This window comes from Acidovorax sp. FHTAMBA, from assembly GCF_038958875.1.
Lineage (GTDB): Bacteria > Pseudomonadota > Gammaproteobacteria > Burkholderiales > Burkholderiaceae_C > Acidovorax.
In genome coordinates, this window is record NZ_CP152407.1 from 19,311 (window position 1) to 44,076 (window position 24,766).

A 24,766-nucleotide genomic window follows, 5' to 3' on the forward strand; every position below is an offset into this window, starting at 1 on the left:
GGCTATACCACCACGTTGACCAGGCGACCCGGCACCACGATGACGCGCTTCGCAGCGGCGCCTGCCGCCTGCGCGATGAAGGCCTCGCTGGCCAGGGCAATGCGTTCGATCTCGGCCTTGTCGGCCTGTGCGGGCACCTGGATGGAGCCGCGCAGCTTGCCGTTGACCTGCAGCATGAGCTCGATTTCGTCCTGCACCAGCGCGTTCGCATCGACCTGGGGCCAGGGCGCATCCAGCAGGTCGCCCAGTTCGGCCGCGTAACCCAGGCCGCTCCAGAGGCTGTGAGCAATGTGCGGGGTGGCCGGGTACAGGCAGCGCAGCAGGATGCCGAAACCCTCGATCAGCGCCACCTGGGCACCGGCCGAGTCGTTGGCCTTGAAGTCTTCGAGCGCGTTGATCATCTTCATCGCGCCCGAGACCACGGTGTTGTACTGCATGCGCTGGTAGTCGTAGTCCACCTGCTTGAGCACGGTATGGATCTCCAGCCGCAGCGCCTTGGCTTCCTTGCCAAATTCAACGTCTTTCAGGCTGCTGGCGCTTGCCACGCTTGCGGTAGCAGCTTCCATATCCATAGCAGACAGCTTGAGGCCGAAGTTCCACACGCGGCGCAGGAACCGGTAGCTGCCTTCCACGGCCGCGTCGTTCCACTCCAGCGTGGCTTCGGGTGGCGAGGTGAACATGGTGTACAGGCGGGCGGTGTCGGCGCCGTACTTTTCGATGAGGTCCTGCGGGTCCACGCCGTTGTTCTTGGACTTGGACATGGTGCCCACGCCCTCGTAGTCGATGGGCGTGCCCACAGGCAGCATGCCATCACCGCTGGTGGCTTGGTTCTTGAGCCGGGCGCCGATGATCTTGCCGTCATCGCCCAGCACATGCTCCACATCGTGCGGCCAGAAGTAGTCCTTGCCGCCCTTGGCGGTGCGGCGGCTGTAGATGTGGTTGAGCACCATGCCCTGCGTGAGCAGCTTGGTGAAGGGCTCGTCCACTTTCACGAGGCCCAGGTCGCGCATGACCTTGGTCCAGAAACGCGCATACAGCAGGTGCAGGATGGCGTGCTCGATGCCGCCGATGTACTGGTCCATCGGCATCCAATAATCGGCGCCCTCCGCGACCATTTTTTCAGCGTTCTTGGGATCGCAGTAGCGCATGAAGTACCACGAACTGTCCACGAAGGTGTCCATGGTGTCGGTCTCGCGCCGTGCGGGCTTGCCGCACACGGGGCAGGTCACGCCGGCGTGAAAGCCCTCGTGCTTGTGCAGCGGGTTGCCCGAGCCGTCGGGCACGCAGTCGGTGGGCAACACCACCGGCAGGTCTTTTTCGGGCACCGGCACGGCGCCGTGTTCTTCGCAATGGATGATGGGAATCGGCGTGCCCCAGTAGCGCTGGCGGCTCACGCCCCAGTCGCGCAGGCGCCAGGTGGTCTTCTTTTCGCCCTGGCCCTTTTGCTGCAGCGCGTGGGCCACGGCGTTCACGGCTTCCTTGTAGGAAAGGCCGCTGAAACTGTCGGAGTTGATGGTCACACCGCGCTGTTTGTCGCCATACCAGTCGTGCCACTGGCGGTAGTCAAAGTGCTCACCATCGACCAGCACGACCTGCTTGATCTCGATGCCGTACTTGAGGGCGAACGCGAAGTCGCGCTCGTCGTGCGCGGGCACGCCCATCACGGCGCCGTCGCCATAGCCCATCAGCACGTAGTTGCCGACCCAGACCTGCACCTTCTCGCCGGTCAGCGGGTGGGTAACGAACAGGCCCGTGGGCACGCCCTTCTTCTCTTGCGTGGCCAGCTCGGCCTCGGTGGTGCCGCCGCTCTTGCACTCTTCGATGAAGGCTGCAAGCTGGGGGTTGGTTTTGGCAGCGTGGGCGGCCAGCGGGTGCTCGGGCGCCACGGCGCAAAACGTCACGCCCATGATGGTGTCGGCGCGCGTGGTGAAGACATACATCTTGCCGTCGCCGATCAGCGCACCATCGTCACCTGCGATGTCATGCGTGAACGCAAAGCGCACGCCTTCGCTCTTGCCGATCCAGTTTTCCTGCATCAGCTTCACGCGCTCGGGCCAGCCGGGCAGCTTGTCGCCGGTGACGAAGTCGAGCAGTTCTTCGGCGTAGTCGGTGATCTTGAGGTAATAGCCGGGGATTTCGCGCTTTTCCACGGTGGCGCCAGTGCGCCAGCCCTTGCCGTCAATCACCTGCTCGTTGGCCAGCACCGTCTGGTCCACCGGGTCCCAGTTCACCACCTGGGTCTTGCGGTAGGCGATGCCTTTTTCCAGCATCTTCAAAAACAGCCACTGGTTCCATTGGTAATAGGTGGGGTCGCAGGTGGCGACTTCGCGGCTCCAGTCGATGGCCAGGCCCATGGCCTGCATCTGCTTTTTCATGTACGCGATGTTTTCGTACGTCCATTGGGCCGGTGGCACGCCATTTTTCAGCGCGGCGTTCTCGGCCGGCAGGCCGAAGGCGTCCCAGCCCATGGGCATGAGCACGTTGTGGCCGTTCATGCGCAGGTAGCGCGTGAGCATGTCGTTGATGGTGTAGTTGCGCACGTGGCCCATGTGCAGCTTGCCGCTGGGGTAGGGCAGCATGGAGCAGGCGTAGAACTTCTTCTTGCTCGCGTCTTCCGTCACGCGGTAGGCGTCGGTGGCGGTCCAGTGGCTGTGCGCGGCACGTTCGACGTCTTGGGGAGAGTATTTGTCTTGCATGGGGGCTCGGGGGTGAGAGAAGTGGGCAGCCGCTGGGCCGCGCTGGGGCGATTTTAGGCTGTCGTGCCCGCCCACCGGCCGGCCACCCGGGCGGGCGCCCGCCTGGCAGTCACCAACGGGCGCCTCAGCGTGCCCGGGCGGGGGCTGAAGGGGCACCGGGCGTCTGGGATTCAGCCACAAAGCCGATGCGCTGCAGCCCGGCCAGGTGGGCCACGCCCATGACCTCGACCACGCGCCCGTACGGCACGGCGGCGTCTGCGCGCAGCTGGATTTCGGTGTCGGGCCGCTCGGCGCCGATGCGGCGCAGGCGCTCGGCCAGCGCGGGCTGGGACAGGGGCTGGTCGTCCAGAAAGGCCTGGCCGGTGGCGTCGACCACCAGCGTGACGAACTGCGGCGCGGCACCGGGCGTGGCGCCCTCGGCGCGTGGCAGGTCGAGCCGGATGGAGCTGGCCATCAACGGCGCCGTGAGGATGAAGATCACCACCAGCACCAGCATCACGTCCACCAGCGGCGTCATGTTGATGTCGCTCATGGGCTGCGGCCCCGTGGTGCGTTCGAGTCTTCCGAAGGCCATGGCGGAGACAACGTTCCTGGCGCTCAGGGCCGGGAATGGGCGGGGACCGCCGTGTCAATGACCAGTTCGCGCAGGTCAAGCGCAAACCCTTCCAGGTCGGCCTCGATGCGGCCGATCAACCGCCCAAACACGTTGTAGGCCAGCACGGCAGGTATGGCCACGGCCAGCCCGGCGGCGGTCATGACCAGGGCCTCGCCCACGGGGCCGGAGACGCGATCAATGGTGATCTGCCCGGCGCCTGCCATGGCGGTGAGTGCATGGTAGATGCCCCACACGGTACCCAGCAGCCCCACAAAGGGTGCGGTGGAACCCACGGTGGCCAGCAGCACCTGCCCGAACTGCAGCCGGCCCAGCACCTGGTGCAGGGCATCGCGCAGCACCCGGGTCAGCCGTTGCGACAGGGTGCCAGAAGCTGCAAGTGAGGGCTGCGCGCCCGCTTCGGGCTGCATTGCTATTGAATTTGCAGCAACAACCAAAGGCAGGACCAGCGCCTCCCTGTCAAAAGACTTCAGACGCTGCTCTGCAAGGTGGAGGGACGGTGCCTGCCAGAACGCGGCCGTGCAGCGCGCCACGTCCACACCGGCACGGTGCATGAGGCGCAGCTTCCACAAAATGACCACCCAGCTTGCCACCGACATGGCCAGCAGGATCAGGGCCGTGCCCTGCGTGACGGCGTCGCCCTGGCGCCACCAGTGGAGTGCGTCCATCAATACCTCGTTACTTGGCGAATCGCCCGCAACTGGCGCGCCCGAAACCAGTGCCACCATGGAACTGGCTTGGCCAGGCTACGGGTGGCGTCCCCCTGGAGGGGGAAGATGCGGAGCATCTCAGAGGGTTTCTCATTGCAGTCCGAGCACGTCGAACATGTCGAACATGCCCGTCCTGTGCCCGGCGAGGAAGCGCACCGCCCGCAGGCTGCCCTGCGCATAGGTGGCGCGGCTGGAGGACTTGTGGGTGATCTCGATGCGCTCCCCGATGCCCGCAAACAGCACGGTATGGTCGCCCACGATGTCACCACCGCGGATGGTGGCAAAACCGATGCTGGACGGATCGCGCTCGCCCGTCACGCCTTCGCGGGCGTACACGGCGCATTCCTTGAGGTCGCGGCCCATGGCGTCGGCAATCACTTCGCCCATCTTGAGCGCGGTGCCCGAGGGTGCATCCACCTTGTGGCGGTGGTGGGCTTCGATGATCTCGATGTCGTAGCCCGTGGCCATGGCCTTGGCGGCCATCTCAAGGAGCTTGAGCGTGACGTTGACGCCCACGCTCATGTTGGGCGCCATGACGATGGCCGAACCCTCTGCAAACTTCGCGATGGCGGCTTTCTGCTCGTCCGAAAAGCCCGTGGTGCCGATCACTGCCTTGACGCCCCGCTGGCTGCACACGGCCAGATGGGCCAGCGTGCCTTCGGGCCGCGTGAAATCGATCAGAACGTCGGCATTCTGGAGGCCGGCGGCGATGTCCGCGGTGATGGCCACGCCGCTGGCGTGGCCGAGGAATGCGGTGGCGTCCGAGCCAATGGCCGGGCTGGCGGCCACGTCCAAGGCCCCGGCGAGCACGCAGTCGTCACTGGCGCGGATGGCCTCGATCAGCATGCGCCCCATGCGGCCCGACGCCCCGGCCACTGCCACCCGGTGGCGGGTGCCGGGGGCAGAGGTCGTGGTGTGCGCGGCAGGCGAGGAAGTCCCGGTCATGTGAGTCCTGTAAGTTGACGTTGGCAACAAGGTGCGGCACACGCCCCAGCGGCGGCCGCACTGCTGCAAGCCCTAGCGCACGGGCGCTTCAAGCGGGGGGTAGCTGACGGAGGCCGGCTCCTGCGGCGCTGCAGGCTGGGGTTCCGACGCACGCTGGGGCGCCGGAAATCGGGCCAGCTGCTCGGGCGTGGCTTCCAGCACAGGAACCTTGCCCTTGGATCCGCGCGAACCCAGGCTGGCAACGAACTCGGTCTCGGTCGGCATCGTGTCGCCTTCCGAGCGCTCCAGCGCGTCCCCCTTGAAGAACACGGTGAGCTTGCGCGTCTGTGGTTCTTCGCCCGGCCGCTTGATGGTGAACACATACTCCCACCGGTCGGCATGGAACAGGCTGGTGACGAGGGGCGTGCCCAGGATCTCGCGCACCTGCTGGCGGCTCATGCCGGGCTGCAGCGCCTCGACCTGCTCGCGCGACACAAAATTGCCCTGCACCACATCCACCCGGTAAGGGTTGACGAGGCTGGCAATGCGGGTGCTGGCTCCGTTCAGGCTGCTGCAGCCAACCAGGGCTGCCGCGCTGACCCCGGCCAGGAAGACCAGGCCCAGACGGGCACTGCAAGGGGCTATGACGGGCATGGATAAAAGGGCTGAGGATATGATCGCGCCATTGTAGCGGCAGGCCTTCCTGCCCCGGGGCCCGGTCCCACCTCCCGAAAGACAACGCCATGACCAACATCGACGAACTCAAAAGCACGGGACTCAAGGCCACGCTCCCTCGCCTGAAGATTCTGGAAATCTTCCAGAAAGGCGGTCAGCGCCACATGACGGCCGAAGATGTGTTCCGGGTTCTGCTGGAGGAGCGTTCGGACATCGGTCTGGCCACGGTCTACCGCGTACTCACCCAGTTCGAGCAGGCCAGCATCCTGATCCGCAGCAATTTTGAAAGCGGCAAGGCGGTGTACGAGCTCAACGAAGGCCAGCACCACGACCACTTCATCTGCACGTCCTGCGGCAAGGTCGAGGAGTTCTACGACGCGGAAATCGAAAAACGCCAGCAGGCAGTGGCCAAGGCCAAGGGCTGGGTGGTACAGGACCACACCATGGCGCTGTATGGCCAGTGCGCCAGTTGCGCCAACAAGTAAGAAAAAGAAGAAACCGGCACGCGACGGGCGTTGGCGAGAAGATCGCACCCTGTTGATGCCGATTGATGCATCAAAAACGGCCTCAGCGCTTACTAGATAAGCGCCAATAGCTACCAAAATAGTAGCAAACTATCCCCCCGTATCGCGCTCCATGGCGCGGCGGTGGCGTTCAACGAATTCCTGGTAGGTATCAATGCCGCGCAGTTGCAAGATGGTGTTGCGCACGGCCGCTTCTACCAGCACGGCAATGTTTCGGCCCGCCACCACCTGGATGACGACCTTGAGCACCGGTACGCCCAGCACGTCCTGGGTGAGCGGCTCATAGGGCAGGCGTTCGTATTCGCGCTCCAGCGTTTCCTTGCGCACCAGGTGCACGATGAGCTTCAGGCGCATCTTGCGGCGCACGGCCGTCTCGCCAAAGATGGCACGGATATCGAGCAAACCGATGCCGCGCACCTCCAGCAGGTTCTGCAGCAGCTCGGGGCATTTGCCTTCGATGGTGGTCTGGTTGATGCGAAACAGGTCCACCGCGTCATCGGCCACCAGGCCGTTGCCGCGCGAGATCAGCTCCAGGCCCAGCTCACTTTTGCCCAGGCCTGACTCGCCGGTGATCATCACGCCCAGGCCCAGGATGTCCATGAACACGCCGTGCATGGTGGTGCGGTCGGCAAAGTGCTTGGACAGGTAGGCGCGCAGCACGTCGATGACAAACGCCGACGACTCGTGCGTGGAGAACATCGGGATCTGCGCGCGCTCGCACATGGACACCAGCTCGTCCGGCGCTGACTGGTTGTCGGCCAGCACCAGCACGGGCGGCTCCAGCGTCACGATGCGCGCGATGCGCCGCTTGCAATCGTCGGGCGATGCGCTGCTGAGGTAGGCGATCTCGCGCTCGCCCAGAATCTGAACCCGGTAGGGGTGGATGTAATTGAGGTAGCCGACCAGGTCTGCGCCAGAGCGCGCCGAGCGCACGGCCACTTCGTCAAAACGCCGCTCGGACGCACCCAGCCCCGCCACCCATTCCCACTTCAGCAGGCCGCGGAACTCTTCGAAAAGGACATCGGCGCTGACAACGTTGGGTTTCACGGAGATTCAGCGGGCGGGTGCTGCGGCGGGCCGATCAGGCCGTCTGGGTGGACTGCCAGCCCGCGATCATGCCGTGCAGCTCGGCCGCATCGGTCGAGGCCTTGAGCCTTTCGCGCAGGGCCGAGTCGCTCAGCAGCTCGGCAATTTCAGACAGGATTTCCAGGTGCTTTTGCGTGGCCGCTTCCGGCACCAGCAGAAAAATGAGCAAACCCACAGGCAGTTCGTCGGGCGCGTCAAAACCAATGGGATGGAGCAGCTGAAACACCGCCGCCATCGGCGCTTTCAGGCCCTTGATGCGGCCATGCGGAATGGCCACGCCGTGGCCCAGGCCGGTAGAGCCCAGGCGCTCCCGGGCAAAAAGGCTGTCGGTGATCAACGCGCGGGAGAGGCCGTGCTGGCTCTCGAACAGCAGACCCGCTTCTTCAAAAGCACGCTTCTTGCTGGTGGCGTCCACGCTCACAAGCACTTGAGCGGAGGGCAGGATGGAGGCGAGTCGGTTCATGGTCAAGGGAAACAATTATGCACATGTTGGCGAAAACCCTGAGCGCTGTGCTGCACGGCAACAAAAAAACCGCCCAAAAGGGGCGGCTGCTGGGCCAGGCTCAGGGCTGGCGCATCAAGCGTGCATTTCGCGCTTGGCGGCTTCGTGGTGGTGGTCCTGCAAGCGGTCCTTGTGGCGCACGACCTGGCGGTCCATCTTGTCGACCAGCTCATCGACCGCCGCGTACAGGTCGGCGTGGGAGCTTTCGGCAAACAGGTCGTTGCCCTTGACGTGGATGTTGCATTCCGCTCGCTGCCTCTTTTCCTTCTCCTTTTGCTTCTCTACCGTCAGCAGTACCTTGACGTCGACAACCTGGTCAAAATGGCGGGTGATCCGGTCCAGCTTGGTGGTGACGTAGTTGCGCAAGGCTGGGGTAACTTCGAGGTGGTGACCGCTGATCGTCAAGTTCATAAATAAGTCTCCTGTAACACGCTCTGTGGAAGAAACGCCGCCCTGGATCAGAGGAGCGGCCCGGCGAACTTGGATGCATCCCGTTGACGTGAAGTCACTATGCTCCCGGCCCTTGTGAAAAGCAATCCCATTTCGCCCCTGCCCGCTGGGTTATGCCCGCCAAGGTGCCAAGCCCCCAAAAAGCGCGCACAATGGCTGAGTTGCCGGGGAGCACCCGCCCCCGTCAGTGGGCGGGTGTTCAGCGTGCCGAAGGCGCTGCACCATGCAGCGTCAACCGCCCGGCCACCACCATCGACAGCAGGCTCGCTGCAATACCCACCAGCGCCGCCATCCAGTAGTTCTGCACCAGCCCCTGCGCGTCGCGGCTGATCAGCAAACCGCCAACCACTGAAGCCACGCCCATGGCGGCCGATTGCACCGAGGCGTTCAACGTCATGAAGGTGCCGCGCAAGGGCGCCTGCGCCGCCGAGGCCACGATCGCCATGCCGGGGATCATGCGGCCACTCACAAAGGCAAACATCAGCGTCGAGACCACCAGCACGCCCCACAGCGGAAGCCCCTGCACCAGCGTAATGGCCAGCAAACAGGGCGCCGCAGACAGGGCGAGCCAGCGAAAGGTTCGCACCTTGCCGCGCCGGTCCGTCAGCCGCCCGAACAGACGCGCGGTGAAAAGGGTCGCGACGCCGCCGCACAGGTAGGCCAGCGGAATCTGGTCGGCGCGGACACCTGCATTGGTCTGCATGTAGATGGTGATGTAGGGGATCACGGTGAATCCGGTGAACATGAGCAGCGCAGAAAACAGAAATGCCCACCGGTGGTTGGGGTCGGCAAGCACCTGGCCGATGCCGCCCAGCGCCGTCCGGCCGCTGGCCGCCTGCACGTGGGCCGTCATGGCCGGCATGGTGCGGGCCGCTAGCAGGGCCAGCACCGCCACCATCGCAGCAATGGCGATGAACGGCATGTTCCAGCCCCCCGCCTCGGCAAGGATCAGCCCCAGCGGGACACCGGCCACCGTGGACACCGAGAAGGACGTCATCACGATGCCCATGGCACGGCCGCGCCGCTCGAAAGGAATCACATCGGCCACGATGGTTTGCGACAGGGCCGACAGCACCCCCCCAAACGCCCCCGCCAGGATGCGCGCCACCATCAACGTGCCGTAGGTGGGCGCCACGCCGCAGGCCAGCGTGGCCAGGCCAAACAGCGCGTACAGCACCAGAAGCAGCCGCTTGCGCCCGAAGCGGTCGATGTAGGTCGAAGCCAGCAGGCCCGACACCCCTGCCGAGAGCGTGTAGGCCGATACCAGCAGCCCGAACTGCGCATCGCTGATGGCAAACAGCTGGGTGAACCGGGGGCCCAGCGGCATCATGATCATGAAATCAAGAATGTGGGTGAACTGGATGCCCGCCAGAGTGAGCAGCAGCCAGAGTTCGCGACGGGGAGTGAGCGCAGAGGTAGAGGGCACAGGGGCGGCCCCAGGGGGCCCGGTTCGGTTGGGGAGCCGCACAGTGTGCCGCAAGGGCGATCAGCGCGCAGGGCAGCAGCGCCGTGCACCTGGGGCACACCGGGCCCGCGCGTAAAATCGGCGGGTTGCGCGCGCGACGGGAAGACATGCTTCACCGCCCGGGCGCTTCACCCCCCTGTTTCGCGGCCTGCCTGCAGCGCACCTTGATCGCCCACACCGACACCATGACCCAGCCCAGCTCCAACGCCCTGCACACCTCTGCCCTCACGTCGCTGCCCCTGCTGGCCCGCGGAAAGGTGCGCGACAACTACGCCGTGGGCGACGACCGCATCCTGATGGTGGCCAGCGACCGCCTGTCGGCCTTTGACGTGATCATGGGCGAACCCATTCCGGGCAAGGGCGAGCTGCTCACGCAGATGGCGCTGTACTGGTTCGACAAGCTGGGGTACATCTGCCCCAACCACCTGACGGGCGACGCGCCGGAAAGTGTGGTGTCCCCGGACGAAGCTGCGCAGATCCGTGGCCGCTCGATGCTGGTGCAGCGGCTGCAGCCCATTCCGGTGGAAGCCGTGGTGCGCGGCTACCTGGCCGGCAGTGGCTGGAAGGAATACCAGGAGTCGCGCTCGGTGTGCGGTGTGCCGCTGCCCGAAGGGCTGACCAACGCCGCCAAGCTGCCCGAGCCCATCTACACCCCCGCCGCCAAGGCCGCTGCGGGTGAGCACGACGAGAACATCACCTTCGAGCGCACGGTGGAGATGATTGGCCTTGACCTGGCCACGCGCATCCGCGACCTGAGCATTGCCATCTACAAGGCTGCTGCCGAGATCGCATTGCCCAAGGGCCTGATCATTGCCGACACCAAATTCGAGTTTGGCCTGGCGCCCGACGGCACGCTGGTGCTGATGGACGAAGTCCTCACGCCCGACAGCTCGCGCTACTGGCCCGTGGAAGGCTACGAAGCGGCGCTGGCCGCCGGCCAGAACCCGCCGAGCTACGACAAGCAGTTTGTGCGCGACTGGCTGGAGCAGGCGCAGGTGAACGGCAAGCCCTGGGACAAGACCGCACCCGCCCCCCGCCTGCCGCGCGAAGTGATTGAAAAGACGGCCGCCAAATACCGCGAGGCGCTGGAGCGCCTGACCGCCGCGTCCTGACCGGCTGGGGGAGGCGCCCTCAGCGCAGCGGCGTTTCGGCGGCCTCAAAACGCAGCAGGGGCTTGCCCTCCCCATCGCGCAGCAGTAGCTGCGTGCCTTGCTGGCGAAAACTCGCCACCGCCGACAGGGCGGATAGGTACCGCGCCTCTGCGGCCCCGGTGTCCAGGCACAGCGTGATGCCCGACACCAGGCGGTCAAACCGAAGGCTAGCCCCTTCCAGGCTGTAGTCGGCCACAAAGCGGTTGCAACCGCCGCCCCCGGCCGCGCGGGCCTCGTCCCCTTGCAGCATCAGGAACGGGGCCGGGCCCGCCTCGGGACCACGGGCAACAGGGTGTTCCTGCACCTGTGCAAGCCGCCAGTGGGTCAGCAGCAGCGGCACACTGGCCTCTACCGTCGCGGGCAGTGCGGGCGGGCGTTGCAACAGCACATCCACGCGGCGGAAAGCCAAATCCTGGGGAACGGGGTGGCGCATCATGGTTGCCAGCAGCAAACGCCCTTCCCACGAGACGGTCGCGCGCACCTCATAGCGCCCCTTGGGCATGAAACGCACTGTGGGGTACGGAATCCGCAAAGCATACGGAGGTTGCCCGGCGAGCTCCTGCCGCTGCCGCCCCAGCACCACGGGCGGCTGATCGGGCTGGGTGACATCGAGCAGCGTTGCCTCGAACACCGAATCCGGTGGCACCAGCACCCGCTCGCGTGACAATGCCACGCCCGTCACTACCGCATCGGGCGCGGGGGGCCGCGTGCCACAGCCTGCGACCAGCAGCGCCAGCGTGGCCACCAACGCGCCGCGCAGCACGCCGGGGTGTACAACCTGGCGCTGTGCGCCAGCCAGCCTGTGAACCCTTACCGCGCCCACAGGCAGCACCAAGAACCTTTCAGCTCAGCACCACGCTCGACAGGCGGCGCCGGTAAGTGGCCACCACCGGGTCCTCGGGGGGAATCTGCCCCTCGGCCACCTTGACCTTGGGCGGCTCGATGATTTCCAGAATGGCCACGTAGGTCTTGCGGGCCGCCTCTTCGTTCCAGACCTTGTCGCGCATGAGGATTTCCAGCAGCTCGTCCATGGCGTCGGTCCAGCGCTGGGCGGCCATGAGCCAGCGGGCGCGGGCGTAGCGGGTGTCGAAATCGCGCTTGTTGGCGGCAATTTTTGCATCAAAATCAGCCTCAGCGCTTTCCCCGTATGCGCCAACAGCTACAAAATCAATAGCATCCATCCAGATCTTGAGCGCGCCCAGCTTGCGCGACGCCGGGGCCTTGGCAATCACGGGGGCAAAGGCGACCTTGGCATCGTCGTCACGGCGCAGCTGCAGCAGCAGCTTGACGTAGTCGAAACGCACATCGTCATTGGACGGGTCGGTGACCACGGCGTGCTGCAGCTTTTCCAGGGCGGTGCCCGTGTCGCCCTCTGCCAAGGCTTCCAGCGCTTGCTCTTCCTCGGCTTCGGCCACGACCTCTTCCGCAGTGGGCACATGCTTGTCGAGGAAGGCGCGCACCTGGCCCTCGGGCAGGGCGCCCATGAAGCCGTCCACGGGCTGGCCGTTCATCAGCAGCACACAGGTAGGAATGCTGCGGATGCCGAACATGCCCGCCAGCTGCTGCTCCTGGTCGGAGTCGATCTTGACGAGCTTGAAGCGGCCCGCATAGTCGGTCTCCAGCTTCTCCAGCACCGGCCCCAGCGACTTGCAGGGGCCACACCAGGGCGCCCAGAAGTCCACCAGCACGGGCACGTTCATCGAGGCAGCAACCACCTCGGCTTCAAAGTTTTCTACGGTGACGTCAATCATGATGGTGTGGGGCCAAGGCCTGCGGAGCGGTTTGCGCGCTATTTTGGCCCATCGAAACAGCCCCATGCCGGGAAGGGGGGCGTAAAAAGTAAAATCGCGGGTTCCACCTACAGCGGCAAAGCAGGCGCCACCTGCCCGCCAGCGCCCTCCACACCATGAAACCCATCCAGATCGGCGTGGTCATGGGTTCCAGCAGCGACTGGGACACCATGCAGCATGCAGTGCAGATTCTTGAACAGTTCGGCATCGCGCACGAGGCCCGCGTGGTCTCTGCCCACCGCATGCCCGACGACATGTTTGCCTACGCCGAGGCCGCTGCCGGCCGGGGCCTCAAAGCCATCATCGCGGGCGCCGGTGGCGCCGCCCACCTGCCCGGCATGATTGCCGCCAAGACCACGGTGCCCGTGCTGGGCGTGCCCGTGGCCAGCCGCCACCTGCAGGGTGTGGATTCGCTGCACAGCATCGTGCAGATGCCCAAGGGCATCCCCGTCGCAACATTTGCCATTGGCACGGCAGGCGCTGCCAACGCCGCGCTGTTCGCCGTGGCCCTGCTGGCCAACGAGAGCCCCGAACTGCGCCAGCGCCTCGAAGCCTTTCGCGCCGAGCAGACGGAAGTGGCCCGCAACATGACCTTGCCGCCTGCTGCATGAGCGCCGACAACACTTTGGCACCGCTGCTGCCTGGCGCCACGCTGGGCGTGCTCGGCGGCGGCCAGCTGGGCCGCATGTTCGTGCACCAGGCGCAGGCCATGGGCTACTTCACGGCAGTGCTCGACGCCGATCCCACCAGCCCCGCCGGGCTGGTGAGCCACCACCACATCCAGACCGGCTATGAAGATCCGCAAGGCCTGGCCGAGCTGGCCCGCCTGTCGGATGCTGTGACCACCGAGTTCGAAAACGTACCCGCTGCCGCGCTGGCCGCCCTGGCTGCGCAACGCCCCGTGTCGCCTGCCGCCAGCGCTGTGTCGGTGGCGCAAGACCGTGCCCGGGAAAAGGCCCACTTTGTGGCCTGCGGCGTGCCCTGTGCGCCGTATGCGGTGATCGAAACGGCTGAGCAACTGGCTGCAGTTTCTTCTGATCTGTTACCAGGCATCCTGAAGACGGCCCGCATGGGCTACGACGGCAAGGGCCAGGTGCGCGTGAAGACGCCCGCCGACCTGGCCGCTGCCTGGGACTCTGTCGGCAACGTGCCCTGCGTGCTGGAGCAAATGCTGCCGCTCGCGCTCGAATGCTCCGTGATCGTGGCGCGCGGCGCCGACGGTGCCACCGTGCACCTGCCCGTGCAGCGCAACCTGCACCGCGACGGGATTCTGGCGGTGACGGAGGTTTTTGAACAAAATCTGCCTCCAGCGCTTATCCAGCAAGCGGTAGCAGCTGCAGTTTCGATAGCAAATGGTTTGCAATACGTTGGCGTGCTCTGCGTGGAGTTCTTTGTGCTACAGGACGGCAGCCTGGTGGTGAACGAGATCGCCCCGCGCCCGCACAACAGCGGCCACTACAGCCAGAACGCCTGCGACGTGTCGCAGTTCGAGCTGCAGGTGCGCACCATGGCCCGCCTGCCGCTCACGCAGCCGCGCCAGCACAGCCCCGCCGTCATGCTCAACCTGCTGGGCGACCTGTGGTTTGCGCACGGCGACGCGGCGCAGACCCCGCCCTGGGCCGAGGTGCTGCAGCTTCCCGGCACCCACCTGCACCTGTACGGCAAGCGCGACGCCAAGCGTGGTCGCAAGATGGGGCACCTCAACATCACCGCAGCCACCCCCGACGCAGCACGTGCCACTGCCCTGCAGGCGGCGGCCCTGCTGGGCATTGCGCCGTTTTGAGGGCGGGTTTCAGACCATGATTCTTGACGGCTCCCAGCCCGCATCCATCGCCGCCGCAGCGCGGGCCGTGCGCAGCGGCGCGCTGCTCGGCCTGCCCACCGAGACGGTGTACGGCCTGGCAGCCGATGCCAGCAGCGATGCCGCCGTGGCGCAGATCTTTGCGGCCAAGGGGCGCCCCAGCGACCATCCCCTGATCGTGCATGTGGCCAACGCCGAGGGCATTGCGCACTTCGCCAGCGAGGTGCCGGGCTTTGCGCAGAAGCTGGTCGATGCCTTCTGGCCTGGCCCGCTCACGCTCATCCTGCCGCGCCTGCCCGGCGTGGCCAGCGCCGCCACGGGCGGTCAGGACAGCGTGGGACTGCGCTGCCCCGCCCACCCCGTGGCCCATGCCCTGCTGCTGGCCTGCTCCGCACCCGGCGACAGCGAGGCCCAGGGCGGCCCGCCCGTGTGGGGCGTGGCAGCCCCCAGCGCCAACCGCTTTGGCCGCGTGAGCCCCACTACCGCCCGGCATGTGCAGGACGAGCTGGGCGCCGAGCTGCTGGTGCTCGACGGCGGTCCGTGCGAAGTGGGCATCGAAAGCACCATCGTGGACTGCACGCGCGGCGTGCCGGTGCTGCTGCGCCCGGGCGCCATTACGCGCGAACAGATCAAACGGGCGTGTGGCCTGGCGCCGCTTTCCAAGGACGACATGCCCGCGCTCACGCCCCGCGCCTCGGGCACGCTGGAGGCCCACTACGCGCCCGCCGCCAAGGTGCGCCTGATGGATGCCAAGGCGCTGCAGACCGGCCTGGACCTGCTGGGCGCCGAGGCCCGCAACATCGCCGTGTACGCGCGTGCGGCGCTGCGCACCAAATCGTCCCAGCTGGTGATGCGCCGCATGCCCGACGACGCCGCCGCCACTGCCCAGCAGCTCTTTGCCGTGCTGCGCGGCTTTGACGAAGAAGGCGTGAAACTGATCTGGATCGAGACCCCGCCCGCCAGCCCCGAGTGGGAGGGCGTGCGGGACCGCCTGCAACGCGCCTCTGCGGCCTGATCGCCCCCAGCCACGACGGCTTTGCCTGCGCTGACGTTGCCCCGCTAAACTAACCCCCACTTTTCTGGAGAAATACATGGCAGCAAATTGGATGCGCCGCACCGTACTGGTCGCCGCATGTGCGTCGGCCGCGTTGCTCGCGGCCTGCAGTTCCAGCACCACCGAATCGGCCATCACGCCCGAGCGCTTCATCGCGTTTGGCGATGCCAACAGCGACGTGGGACAGAACGGCTCGCGCTACACCGTCAACGACGGAAGCGTGAACAACTGGACCTCGGAAGTGGTGGCGAAATACGGCAAATCCCTCACGGCAGTCTCCGCCGGGGGCACGAGCTATGCCGTGGGCAACGCCCGCGTCAACGCCAAGCCCGACGCGGCAGGCAACACGAGCACCGCCACCATTGCCGAGCAGATCGATGCCTTTCTGGCCAGCGGCCGCTTTGGCGCCAGCGATGTGGTGCTGCTCAGTGGCGGCGTGAGCGACGTGATTGCCGGCATGGCCGCCGTGCAGGCCGGCACCCAGACGGACGCCGCCATGCTCGACGCAGCACGCAAGGCCGGTGAAGAGCTGGCCGCGCAGGTGCGCCGCCTGGTGAACGCGGGTGCCAAGTATGTGGTGGTGACCGGCACCTACAACCTCAGCGAAACCCCCTGGGCCAAGACCATCGGCCGCACGAACCTGCTGTCGGACGCCAGCAGGCGCTTCAATGACGGCCTGAAGGTCGGCATCGTGGACCTGGGTGCCAACGTGCTTTACGTGGACTTCGAGTACTACGTGAACCTCTACACCAACGTGCCCGGCAACTACGGCTTCAGCAACGCCACCTCGCCCGTGTGCACGTCGGTGGATGCCTCCAACGGCATCGGCATTGGCGCCGGGCAGGTCAACTCGGCCCTGTGCAACGCCTCCACGCTGGTGCCTGGCGGCACCCCGACCTCGTATGTGTTTGCCGATCCCGTGTACCTCGCACCGTCGGCCCACCGCCAGTTCGGCGTCTACGCCTACGACCGCCTGCGCGCACGCTGGTAGTCGCTGGCCGCTGGCAGCCGCCGCACCCGTCCCCGTGGTGCTTTTGGCGAGTTGCTGCGTTTGAACCCAGCCCCCCCGTAAAGAAAAAGCCCACACCTTGCGGGTGTGGGCCTGGGTTCCATGCGCTGCCGGGGGCTTCAGAATGGAATGTCGTCATCCATGTCGTCAAACCCCGAAGCCGCGCGGGGTGGCTGCGCGACGGGCGCAGGCGCAGCGCGCTGCGCGGGGGCTGCCATGGGGCGCGGTGCCGGGGCCGCGCGGCGGGGGGCCTGGTCGTAGCCACCGCCCTGCTCGCCACCGCCGTAGCCGCCATCGTCATAGCCGCCGCCCTGTTGGCCACCACCGCCACCACCCTGGCCGCCCATGCCCTGGCGGCTGCCCAGCATCTGCATCTGGTCGGCGCGAATCTCGGTGCTGTACTTCTCCACGCCGCTCTGGTCGGTCCACTTGCGGGTGCGCAGGCTGCCTTCCACATACACCTGCGAGCCCTTGCGCAGATACTGGCCGGCGATTTCGGCAAGGCGGCCGTTGAAGACCACACGGTGCCACTCGGTGGCTTCCTTCATTTCGCCAGACTGCTTGTCTTTCCACTTGTCGGTGGTGGCAATCGTCACGTTGGCCACCTGGTCGCCACTGGGGAAGGTGCGCATTTCAGGGTCGCGACCCAGATTGCCGACGATGATGACTTTGTTGACTGATGCCATGGTGCTGTTTTTGCCTTTAAAGGATGAAAGCGCCGGATTTGAAGAAGGATTCCGGGCGCCAAGCGCGACATTGTGCCGCAACCGGCCCGCAATGGAAGCCCGGGCCGGGCGCGGCGCGGCCGCCCTTCAGTGGCCTGCGCGCCCCACGGGCCGCAGGGGCCAGGTCAGCACCAGCCAGAGCGCCGTGAGCGCCGTGGTGACGGCAAACAGCCCCGGGGCACCGGCCCATTTCACCAGGGCGCCGCCCAGCGCACCGCCCGCAAACAGGCCCAGCGATTGCAGGGTGTTGTAGCTGCCCAGCGCCGCGCCGCGAAGCTGCGCCGGCGCCATGCGCGACACCAGGCTGGGCTGGCTGGCCTCCAGCGCGTTGAATCCGCAAAAAAACACAAACAGCAGCGGCCCCAGCACCCACAGCGTGGGGGTGGTGCCCCCGGCGGCCAGCAAGCCCAGCCCCACCTGCACCAGCAGCACCAGCGCAATCGCCCCCAGCAGCGCCATGCGCAGCCGACCCGCACGTTCGAGCGCAAAAAGCCCTCCCATGGCGGCGAACGAGAGCACCACGGCGGGCAGGTACACCTGCCAGTGGTGGTCCTTGCCCAGCCCCGCCTGCACCAACATGGCCGGTACCGCCACCCACATCGACAGCTGCACCGTGTGCAGCACGAACACGCCCAGGTTCAGGCGGAGCAGGTCCGGGTGCGCCCACACATCGGCCAGACGCCCCCGGGGCGCATGGGCGTGCAGTGCGGGCTCGGGCGGCACCCACCACAGCACCACAGCGACACCTGCCAGTGCCAGCGCGCAGGTCAACCCGAACAGGCCCGACAGGCCGATCTGCGCGGTCAGCACGGGCGCCGCCACCAGCGCCACCGCAAACATCAGCCCGATGCTGCCGCCCACCAGCGCCATGGCCTTGGTGCGCACGGCATCGCGTGTCTGGTCGGCCAGCAGGGCCGTCACGGCGGCCGACACGGCACCAGCCCCCTGCAGCGCCCGGCCCACCAGCAGGCCCGTGAGCGAATCGGCAAGCGCAGCCAGCAGGCTGCCCGCCGCAAACACCAGCAGGCCCAGCACGATCACCCGCTTGCGCCCGAACCGGTCAGACGCCATGCCCAGTGGCAGCTGCAAAAGTGCCTGCGTGAGGCCGTAAATCCCCATGGCCAGCCCCACCAGCGCCGGGTCATCCCCGCCGGGGTACTTGCGTGCCTCCAGGGCGAACACAGGCAACACCAGGAACAGGCCCAGCATGCGCAGCGCAAAGATCAGCGCCAGGCTGATGCTGGAGCGGCGCTCCAGCGGGGTCATGGAGGTGGAAACAGAAGAACGTGGCACGGTGGGGGGCGCGGGCGCCGGACGGACGAAGCTGGCATTTTCGCCGATCCCCGATCCCCCGGGATTCCATCAAACGCGCGTGCGCCTATCATGGCGGGTTCCGCCTTTTTTTTGCCCCCGCCGATGCCCGACAACGTTCCCTCCCCCGATGGCACCTACCTCGCCCGCGCCTTGCGCGAGCAGCGCATCAGCATCCGCGGCGCGCGCACGCACAACCTCAAGAACATCGACCTGGACATTCCGCGCAACCAGCTGGTGGTGATCACGGGGCTGTCGGGCTCGGGCAAGTCCAGCCTGGCGTTCGACACGCTGTATGCCGAGGGCCAGCGGCGCTATGTGGAAAGCCTGTCGGCCTATGCGCGGCAGTTTTTGGGGCGGCTGGACAAACCCGATGTGGACCTGATCGAGGGCCTGTCGCCCGCCATCAGCATCGAGCAGAAGGCCACCAGCCACAACCCGCGCTCCACCGTGGGCACGGTGACCGAAATCCACGACTACCTGCGACTGCTCTACGCCCGTGCGGGCACACCGTTTTGCCCGGACCACGGCCTGCCGCTGGCGGCGCAGACCGTGAGCCAGATGGTGGACGCCGTGCTGGCCCTGCCTGAGGACACCAAGCTCATGATCCTCGCCCCCGTGGCGCGGGAGAAGAAGGGCGAGTTCACCGAGCTGTTTGCGCAGATGCAGGCGCTGGGCTACGTCCGCTTTCGGGTGGACGGGCAGATCTACGAGCACGAGAGCCTGCCCGCCCTCAAGAAAACCGAGAAGCACGACATTGACGTGGTGATCGACCGCATCAAGGTACGTGCCGATCTGCAGCAGCGCCTGGCCGAGAGCATGGAAGCGGCCCTGCGCGTGGGTGGCCATGACGGCAATGGCCGCGTGCTGGCACTGGAGATGGACACGGGCCACGAGCACCTGTTCAGCAGCAAATTTGCCTGCCCGGTGTGCAGCTATTCACTGGCCGAGCTGGAACCGCGCCTGTTCTCCTTCAACTCGCCCATGGGCGCGTGCCCGGCGTGCGATGGCATTGGCCAGCGCGAGGTGTTTGACCCGGCGCGTGTGGTGGCCTTCCCCACGCTCAGTCTGGCCAGCGGCGCCATCAAGGGCTGGGACCGGCGCAATGGCTACTATTTTGCGATGCTCGAGAGTCTGGCCAAACACTACGCTTTTGACATCGAGGCGCCGTTTGAATCCCTGCCCGCCCCCGTGCAGCACGCCATCCTGCATGGCTCGGGCGATGAAGAAATCGCCTTCAACTACATCATGGACAGCGGGGCCTCCAAGGGCAAGGTGCACACCAAGAAGCACCCGTTCGAGGGCATCATCCCCAACATGGCGCGGCGCTACCGCGAGACCGATTCGGTGGTGGTGCGCGAGGACCTGGCGCGCTTTCGCAGCACGCAGCCCTGCCCCGAATGCCACGGCACGCGCCTGCGCCGTGAAGCCCGCCACGTGCGGCTGGGCGAGGGCGAGCAGGCCCGCGCCATCTTTGAGGTAAGCCACGCCACGCTGAACACCGCCCATACCTGGTTCAACGACTTGAAGCTCACGGGCGCCAAGGCCGAGATCGCCGACAAGGTGGTGCGCGAGATCGCCACGCGCCTGCAGTTCCTGAACGACGTGGGCCTGAGTTACCTGAGCCTGGACCGCAGCGCCGAGACGCTCAGCGGTGGCGAGGCACAGCGCATTCGCCTGGCCTCCCAAATCGGCTCAGGCCTCACGGGCGTGATGTATGTGCTCGACGAGCCCAGCATCGGCCTGCACCAGCGCGACAACGACCGGCTCATCGCCACGCTGCAGCACCTGCGCGACATCGGCAACAGCGTGATCGTGGTCGAGCACGACGAAGACATGATGCGCGCCGCCGACCATGTGATCGACATGGGCCCCGGCGCGGGCGTGCACGGCGGGCGGGTGATGGCGCAGGGCACGTACGACGAAGTGCGCGCCAATGCCCATTCGCTCACGGGCCAGTACCTGTCGGGCACACGCACGATTGCCGTGCCCCGGCGCCGCACGCCCTGGCTACCGGTGCTGGACCAGCCCGCGCCCGTGGTGGAGGCCAAGACCAAATCGCGCTTTCCACAGACTGAGGCCAGCAAGCGCCGCGCCGAGCGCATGGCCGAGCACCACGCGCGCCAGGGCGCCGTGCAGGCGCTGCGCGTGGCAGGCGCCACGGGCAACAACCTGAAGGGCGTGACGGTGGACTTTCCGGTGGGGCTGCTCACCTGCGTGACGGGTGTCTCGGGCTCGGGCAAGAGCACGCTGGTCAACGACACGCTCTATGCCGCCGTGGCGCGGCAGGTGCACCGCGCGCACGAGGAGCCCGCTGCACACGAAGAGATCGTGGGCATCGAGTATTTCGACAAGGTCATCAATGTGGACCAGAGCCCCATTGGCCGCACGCCGCGCAGCAACCCCGCCACCTACACCGGTCTGTTCACCCCCATCCGCGAGCTGATGGCCGAGACCAACACCGCCAAGGAACGCGGCTACGGCCCCGGGCGCTTCAGCTTCAACGTGTCGCAATCCTCCGGTGGCGGCCGCTGCGAGGCCTGCCAGGGCGATGGCGTGGTGAAGGTGGAGATGCACTTCCTGCCCGACGTGTACGTGCCCTGCGACATCTGCCACGGCCAGCGCTACAACCGCGAGACGCTCGAAGTGCAGTGGAAGGGCAAGAACATCGCGCAGATTCTGGAGCTGACGGTGGAAGACGCGGCGGCGTACTTCAAGGACGTGCCATCAATAGCGCGCAAGCTGCAGACGCTGCTGGATGTGGGCCTGTCGTACATCCGACTGGGCCAGGCGGCAACCACGCTCTCGGGCGGCGAGGCGCAGCGCGTGAAGCTGGCGCAGGAACTGAGCAAGCGCGACACCGGCCGCACGCTCTACATCCTGGACGAACCCACCACCGGCCTGCACTTTGCGGACATTGATTTGCTGCTCAAGGTGCTGCACCAGCTGCGCGATGCGGGCAACACCATCGTGATCATCGAGCACAACCTGGACGTGATCAAGACCGCCGACTGGCTCATCGACATGGGCCCCGAGGGCGGCGCGGGCGGCGGCACTGTGGTGGGCGTGGGCACGCCCGAGGAACTGGTGGCCAACCCGGCCAGCCACACGGGGCGGTATCTGGCGCCGTACCTGCAACGGAAATTTGAATAAAAACAGGCTCCAGCGCTTACACAACAAGCGCCATTAGCTATACAAATAATAGCCTCCCAGCCACCTCACCGCAGTAGCCGCGCCACTTCGGGGTCGAGCGACGCCATGAACCGTTCCACCGCGCGGGTGTAGTCGCCCTCCTCGCCCAGCCGGGCATTGATGTCGCCGTGGGACAGGGGCTGGGGCAGCACCTCGGCACGGCCGCCCTGGGCGTGCACCCTATCTGCCAGGGCTTGTGCCTGCGCGCAGGCGCCGTCGGTGCGCCGGGTGGAGCACACGAGGAGGAAGGGCGGCGCAGGCGCCGGGTTACCCTGCACCGCGTGGTTGGGCGACGCCGCGCGCCAGAAGGCGGGGTCGTCGCCAAACACCCGGTCGTACAGGGGCGGATGGCGCGCGGCCATCACGCGGGGCACATCGAGGGCGGCACTGTCCAGCGCCACGGCACCCAGCCAGGGGCGCGCCCCGGCGGTGTGAGCCAGCGCGGGGTGGGCGTTGAGCAGTGCCACCAGATGGGCACCGGCCGAATGGCCCATCAGGATGAAGCGTGAGGCGTCTGCACCCCACTGCGCGGCATGGCGCTGCGCGGTGGCCAGGGCCGTGGCCACGTCGTGCGCCTGCTGCAGCACGTTCACGGCCGGCACCAGCCGGTAGTTGACCGAGATGACCACCAGCCCGCGCGGCACCCATCGGCCCACTTTCGCGTGCACCACGCGGCCGTGGGCCTTGTCGCCCAGGCTCCATGCGCCGCCGTGCACCATGAAAACGACGGGCGCGCCACGCCCCGGGGGCTGCGGCACCGCGCCGGGCATGGCGCCTGCAGGCACGTACACGTCCATGCGATGGCGCAGATCCAGGCCATAGGGCACATCGCTCAGGCGCCGGGCCCCGGCGGTAGCACCATCCACGGCCCGTCCCGCGGGGCCGGGCCGCAGCGGGGGCGCTTCATCCTGCGCCAGCGCCACCGGCACAGCCAGGGCTACCAGCGCGGTGGCTGCAGCAGTGGCACGTAGCCAGAACGCAAGGTGCATGGGTTTTCACGAGAAAATGGCACTCAGCGCTTATACAGCAAGCGCCAGCAGCTATCAAATTTACAGCAAGGCACGCGGGCGTGCAGCGACCGGGCCACCCCCTGCACCCTCGTCCCCCAGCCGGAACACCGAGACCACATGCACCAGGTCTTCGGCCTGGCTTTGCAGGCTGCTGGCGGCGGCGGCCATCTCTTCGACGAGGGCGGCGTTCTGCTGCGTGACCTGGTCCATCTGCGTCACGGCCTCGCCCACCTGGGCCACGCCCAGCGATTGCTCGTGGCTGGCGGCACTGATCTCGCCCACGATATCGGTCACGCGGCGGATGGAGGCCACCACCTCGCTCATGGTGGCGCCGGCGCGGTCCACCAGCGCGCTGCCCTGCTCCACCCGCTCCACACTGGCGGAGATGAGCGCCTTGATCTCGCGCGCGGCTTCGGCGCTGCGCCCGGCCAGGCTGCGCACCTCGGTGGCCACCACGGCAAAGCCCCGGCCCTGCTCGCCAGCGCGCGCGGCTTCGACGGCGGCATTGAGCGCCAGGATGTTGGTCTGGAAGGCGATGGAATCGATCACGCCGATGATGTCCGCGATCTTCTGCGACGAGGCATTGATGCCGTGCATGGTGTCCACCACCTGCGCCACCACTTCGCCGCCCTGCACGGCCACGGTGCTGGCGCTGGCGGCCAGCTGGCTGGCCTGCTGGGCGCTGTCGGCGTTCTGGCGCACGGTGGCATTGAGCTGCTCCATCGACGCGGCGGTTTCTTCCAGCGCGCTGGCCTGGCTTTCGGTGCGGGCCGACAGGTCGGTGTTGCCCTGGGCGATCTGCACGCTGGCGGTGGCCACGCTCTCCGAGCCGCTGCGCACGTTGCGCACCACCTGCGTGAGTTGCGCGCGCATCTGCTGTAGCGCTTCCAGCAGTTGGCCCACCTCGTTGGTGCCATGGGCAATGGGGGCGCCGCTCAGGTCGCCCTGCGCCACGGCACGCGACAGCGCCACGGCCTGTGACAACGGCCCGGTCATGGAGCGCACGAACACCAGCGCCATGCCGCTGGTGGCCGACAGCGTGATGACCAGGGCCAGCGCCACCCACAGCAGCTTGCGCTGCAGCCCCGCCACGCGCGCCTGCAGGGCCTGGTCGAGGCTGGCCATGGACAGGTTGTTGAGCGCGTTCAGCGCTTCAATGGTGCGGGTGAAGGTGTCGAAATAGTCCTGGGACGCAAGCGTCAACTCACTCGCGTTGATCACATCGCGCTCGGCCATCTGCAGCGATTGCTGGATCTGGCTCTGCACCCCCTGCGCACTGCTGCCCAGCGCACGTTGCAGCTGGGCATTGCCCTGCAGGGCGCGGTCAAGCCCGCGGAAGGTGTCGGCCTGCAGCTCGGCCACGCGCTGCACCAGCACCAGCAGCTGGCCCTTGCCCTGGGGCGTGAGCTCGCGCTTGCCCAGGGCACTGGCGCCCTGGGCGCGCAGCATGCCCAGCTTTTCGCCCAGCATCGGCGCCTGCACCAGCGATGCCTGGATCAGCGCGTGGGTGTCTTCGTCCGGGTCCACCTGCAGGCCATAGGCATGCAGCAGCGATTCATTGAGCTGCAGCAGCGCGGTGATGAGCTGGGTGTGCTGGGCCGTGCTCTGGGCCTGCTCGATGCCGCGCGCGGCCACCGCCTGCTCCAGCGTGCGCCAGGTTTGCTGCGCCTGGGCCCAGGCGGCCATCTGGGCAGCCGGTACCTTGGCTGCGGCAAAGCGGGTGCCGACTTCGCCCACGGCCGCGTTCACGGCATCGCGGGCAGCGGGCCTGCGTGCGGCCAGCGCGTCGTCGCCACCCAGCATGCCCACCGACAAGCCCCGATGCACCTGCATGCGCTGCACCAGGTGCGTCAACGCCTGCGCGGGAGCCACGCCCTGCGACTCGTGGCGTGCATGCGCAATGGCGCGCAGCGCATCGCCCACATACAGGTACGTGGGCAGCGCGCTCATCATGAGGCCGAGGGTGCCCAGGATGAGGAATTTTTCCAGCAGATTCAGGCGGTGTAGCAATGACATGGCAGCAGGCGGGACAGGAAAGGCCCCAGGGGCGGGGTGTCGGCAGCCGCCGACTGGCGTGC

22 protein-coding genes are annotated in these 24,766 nt (G+C 66.9%); 7 read left to right on the forward strand and 15 right to left on the reverse strand.

Annotation, left to right across the window (positions count from 1 at the left end; translation table 11 throughout):
* Positions 1 to 2: 2 nt before the first annotated feature.
* The 5 genes from leuS to AAFF19_RS00105 all read right to left on the reverse strand — a co-directional run bounded on the left by leuS (position 3) and on the right by AAFF19_RS00105 (position 5,597).
* Positions 3 to 2,696 (reverse strand): leucine--tRNA ligase, encoded by a 2,694-nt coding sequence (gene leuS, locus AAFF19_RS00085; RefSeq protein WP_342721013.1) that lies wholly within the window; start codon positions 2,694 to 2,696, stop codon positions 3 to 5.
* Positions 2,697 to 2,820: 124 nt separating this feature from the next.
* Positions 2,821 to 3,270, reverse strand: coding sequence for a biopolymer transporter ExbD (locus AAFF19_RS00090; RefSeq protein WP_182120651.1), 450 nt, complete (start codon positions 3,268 to 3,270; stop codon positions 2,821 to 2,823).
* 23 nt (positions 3,271 to 3,293) lie between these two features.
* Entirely contained in the window at positions 3,294 to 3,977 is a 684-nt protein-coding gene (locus tag AAFF19_RS00095; protein ID WP_008903899.1) for a MotA/TolQ/ExbB proton channel family protein, read from the reverse strand.
* Between the two features lie 132 nt (positions 3,978 to 4,109).
* Positions 4,110 to 4,964, reverse strand: coding sequence for a 4-hydroxy-tetrahydrodipicolinate reductase (gene dapB / locus AAFF19_RS00100; protein WP_008903897.1), 855 nt, complete (start codon positions 4,962 to 4,964; stop codon positions 4,110 to 4,112).
* Positions 4,965 to 5,036: 72 nt separating this feature from the next.
* Entirely contained in the window at positions 5,037 to 5,597 is a 561-nt protein-coding gene (locus tag AAFF19_RS00105; protein ID WP_008903896.1) for an outer membrane protein assembly factor BamE, read from the reverse strand.
* 89 nt (positions 5,598 to 5,686) lie between these two features.
* Between AAFF19_RS00105 and fur the strand changes: the two genes are divergently transcribed.
* Positions 5,687 to 6,103 (forward strand): ferric iron uptake transcriptional regulator, encoded by a 417-nt coding sequence (fur, locus tag AAFF19_RS00110; protein ID WP_008903895.1) that lies wholly within the window; start codon positions 5,687 to 5,689, stop codon positions 6,101 to 6,103.
* 129 nt (positions 6,104 to 6,232) lie between these two features.
* Here the strand turns inward: fur and hprK are convergent, their stop codons facing one another.
* The 4 genes from hprK to AAFF19_RS00130 all read right to left on the reverse strand — a co-directional run bounded on the left by hprK (position 6,233) and on the right by AAFF19_RS00130 (position 9,606).
* Complete coding sequence (gene hprK / locus AAFF19_RS00115) at positions 6,233 to 7,189, reverse strand: HPr(Ser) kinase/phosphatase (RefSeq protein WP_008903894.1); 957 nt, start codon at positions 7,187 to 7,189, stop codon at positions 6,233 to 6,235.
* Positions 7,190 to 7,223: 34 nt separating this feature from the next.
* Positions 7,224 to 7,691, reverse strand: a complete 468-nt coding sequence (locus AAFF19_RS00120) for a PTS sugar transporter subunit IIA (protein WP_008903893.1) — start codon at positions 7,689 to 7,691, stop codon at positions 7,224 to 7,226.
* 114 nt (positions 7,692 to 7,805) lie between these two features.
* Positions 7,806 to 8,141: a ribosome-associated translation inhibitor RaiA gene (gene raiA / locus AAFF19_RS00125; RefSeq protein WP_008903892.1), complete on the reverse strand. Its 336-nt coding sequence runs from the start codon at positions 8,139 to 8,141 to the stop codon at positions 7,806 to 7,808.
* A 238-nt stretch (positions 8,142 to 8,379) separates the two neighbouring features.
* A complete protein-coding gene (locus AAFF19_RS00130; RefSeq protein WP_182120650.1) occupies positions 8,380 to 9,606 on the reverse strand; it encodes an MFS transporter in 1,227 nt (408 codons plus the stop codon).
* Between the two features lie 224 nt (positions 9,607 to 9,830).
* Here AAFF19_RS00130 and AAFF19_RS00135 point away from each other — a divergent pair, with 224 nt between their 5' ends.
* Positions 9,831 to 10,757 (forward strand): phosphoribosylaminoimidazolesuccinocarboxamide synthase, encoded by a 927-nt coding sequence (locus AAFF19_RS00135; protein WP_182120649.1) that lies wholly within the window; start codon positions 9,831 to 9,833, stop codon positions 10,755 to 10,757.
* A 19-nt stretch (positions 10,758 to 10,776) separates the two neighbouring features.
* On the opposite strand, the gene AAFF19_RS00140 is transcribed toward AAFF19_RS00135, so the two are convergent.
* Both AAFF19_RS00140 and trxA read right to left on the reverse strand, forming a co-directional pair.
* Positions 10,777 to 11,628: an META domain-containing protein gene (locus AAFF19_RS00140; RefSeq protein ID WP_182120665.1), complete on the reverse strand. Its 852-nt coding sequence runs from the start codon at positions 11,626 to 11,628 to the stop codon at positions 10,777 to 10,779.
* Positions 11,629 to 11,638: 10 nt separating this feature from the next.
* Complete coding sequence (gene trxA, locus AAFF19_RS00145) at positions 11,639 to 12,547, reverse strand: thioredoxin (RefSeq protein WP_182120648.1); 909 nt, start codon at positions 12,545 to 12,547, stop codon at positions 11,639 to 11,641.
* Between the two features lie 155 nt (positions 12,548 to 12,702).
* Here trxA and purE point away from each other — a divergent pair, with 155 nt between their 5' ends.
* From purE to AAFF19_RS00165, 4 genes are all read left to right on the forward strand, one after another.
* On the forward strand, positions 12,703 to 13,197 hold the full coding sequence (gene purE / locus AAFF19_RS00150) for a 5-(carboxyamino)imidazole ribonucleotide mutase (protein WP_055395445.1): 495 nt from the start codon (positions 12,703 to 12,705) through the stop codon (positions 13,195 to 13,197).
* Entirely contained in the window at positions 13,194 to 14,369 is a 1,176-nt protein-coding gene (locus tag AAFF19_RS00155; protein WP_182120647.1) for a 5-(carboxyamino)imidazole ribonucleotide synthase, read from the forward strand. Before purE ends, AAFF19_RS00155 begins: the two co-directional genes overlap by 4 nt.
* 16 nt (positions 14,370 to 14,385) lie before the next feature.
* A complete protein-coding gene (locus AAFF19_RS00160) occupies positions 14,386 to 15,402 on the forward strand; it encodes an L-threonylcarbamoyladenylate synthase (protein ID WP_182120646.1) in 1,017 nt (338 codons plus the stop codon).
* A 76-nt stretch (positions 15,403 to 15,478) separates the two neighbouring features.
* Positions 15,479 to 16,432, forward strand: coding sequence for an SGNH/GDSL hydrolase family protein (locus AAFF19_RS00165; RefSeq protein WP_182120645.1), 954 nt, complete (start codon positions 15,479 to 15,481; stop codon positions 16,430 to 16,432).
* A 137-nt stretch (positions 16,433 to 16,569) separates the two neighbouring features.
* On the opposite strand, the gene ssb is transcribed toward AAFF19_RS00165, so the two are convergent.
* Both ssb and AAFF19_RS00175 read right to left on the reverse strand, forming a co-directional pair.
* Positions 16,570 to 17,136, reverse strand: coding sequence for a single-stranded DNA-binding protein (gene ssb, locus AAFF19_RS00170; protein ID WP_008903883.1), 567 nt, complete (start codon positions 17,134 to 17,136; stop codon positions 16,570 to 16,572).
* A gap of 126 nt (positions 17,137 to 17,262) precedes the next feature.
* Positions 17,263 to 18,441 (reverse strand): MFS transporter, encoded by a 1,179-nt coding sequence (locus AAFF19_RS00175; RefSeq protein WP_182120664.1) that lies wholly within the window; start codon positions 18,439 to 18,441, stop codon positions 17,263 to 17,265.
* Between the two features lie 150 nt (positions 18,442 to 18,591).
* On the opposite strand from AAFF19_RS00175, the gene uvrA reads away from it, so the two are divergent.
* Entirely contained in the window at positions 18,592 to 21,639 is a 3,048-nt protein-coding gene (gene uvrA, locus AAFF19_RS00180; RefSeq protein WP_182120644.1) for an excinuclease ABC subunit UvrA, read from the forward strand.
* A gap of 65 nt (positions 21,640 to 21,704) precedes the next feature.
* Here uvrA and AAFF19_RS00185 read toward each other — a convergent pair whose 3' ends face one another.
* Together AAFF19_RS00185 and AAFF19_RS00190 are read right to left on the reverse strand one after the other, a co-directional pair.
* Entirely contained in the window at positions 21,705 to 22,667 is a 963-nt protein-coding gene (locus AAFF19_RS00185; RefSeq protein ID WP_182120643.1) for an alpha/beta hydrolase, read from the reverse strand.
* A 60-nt stretch (positions 22,668 to 22,727) separates the two neighbouring features.
* A complete protein-coding gene (locus AAFF19_RS00190) occupies positions 22,728 to 24,704 on the reverse strand; it encodes a methyl-accepting chemotaxis protein (protein WP_182120642.1) in 1,977 nt (658 codons plus the stop codon).
* Positions 24,705 to 24,766: the final 62 nt, after the last annotated feature.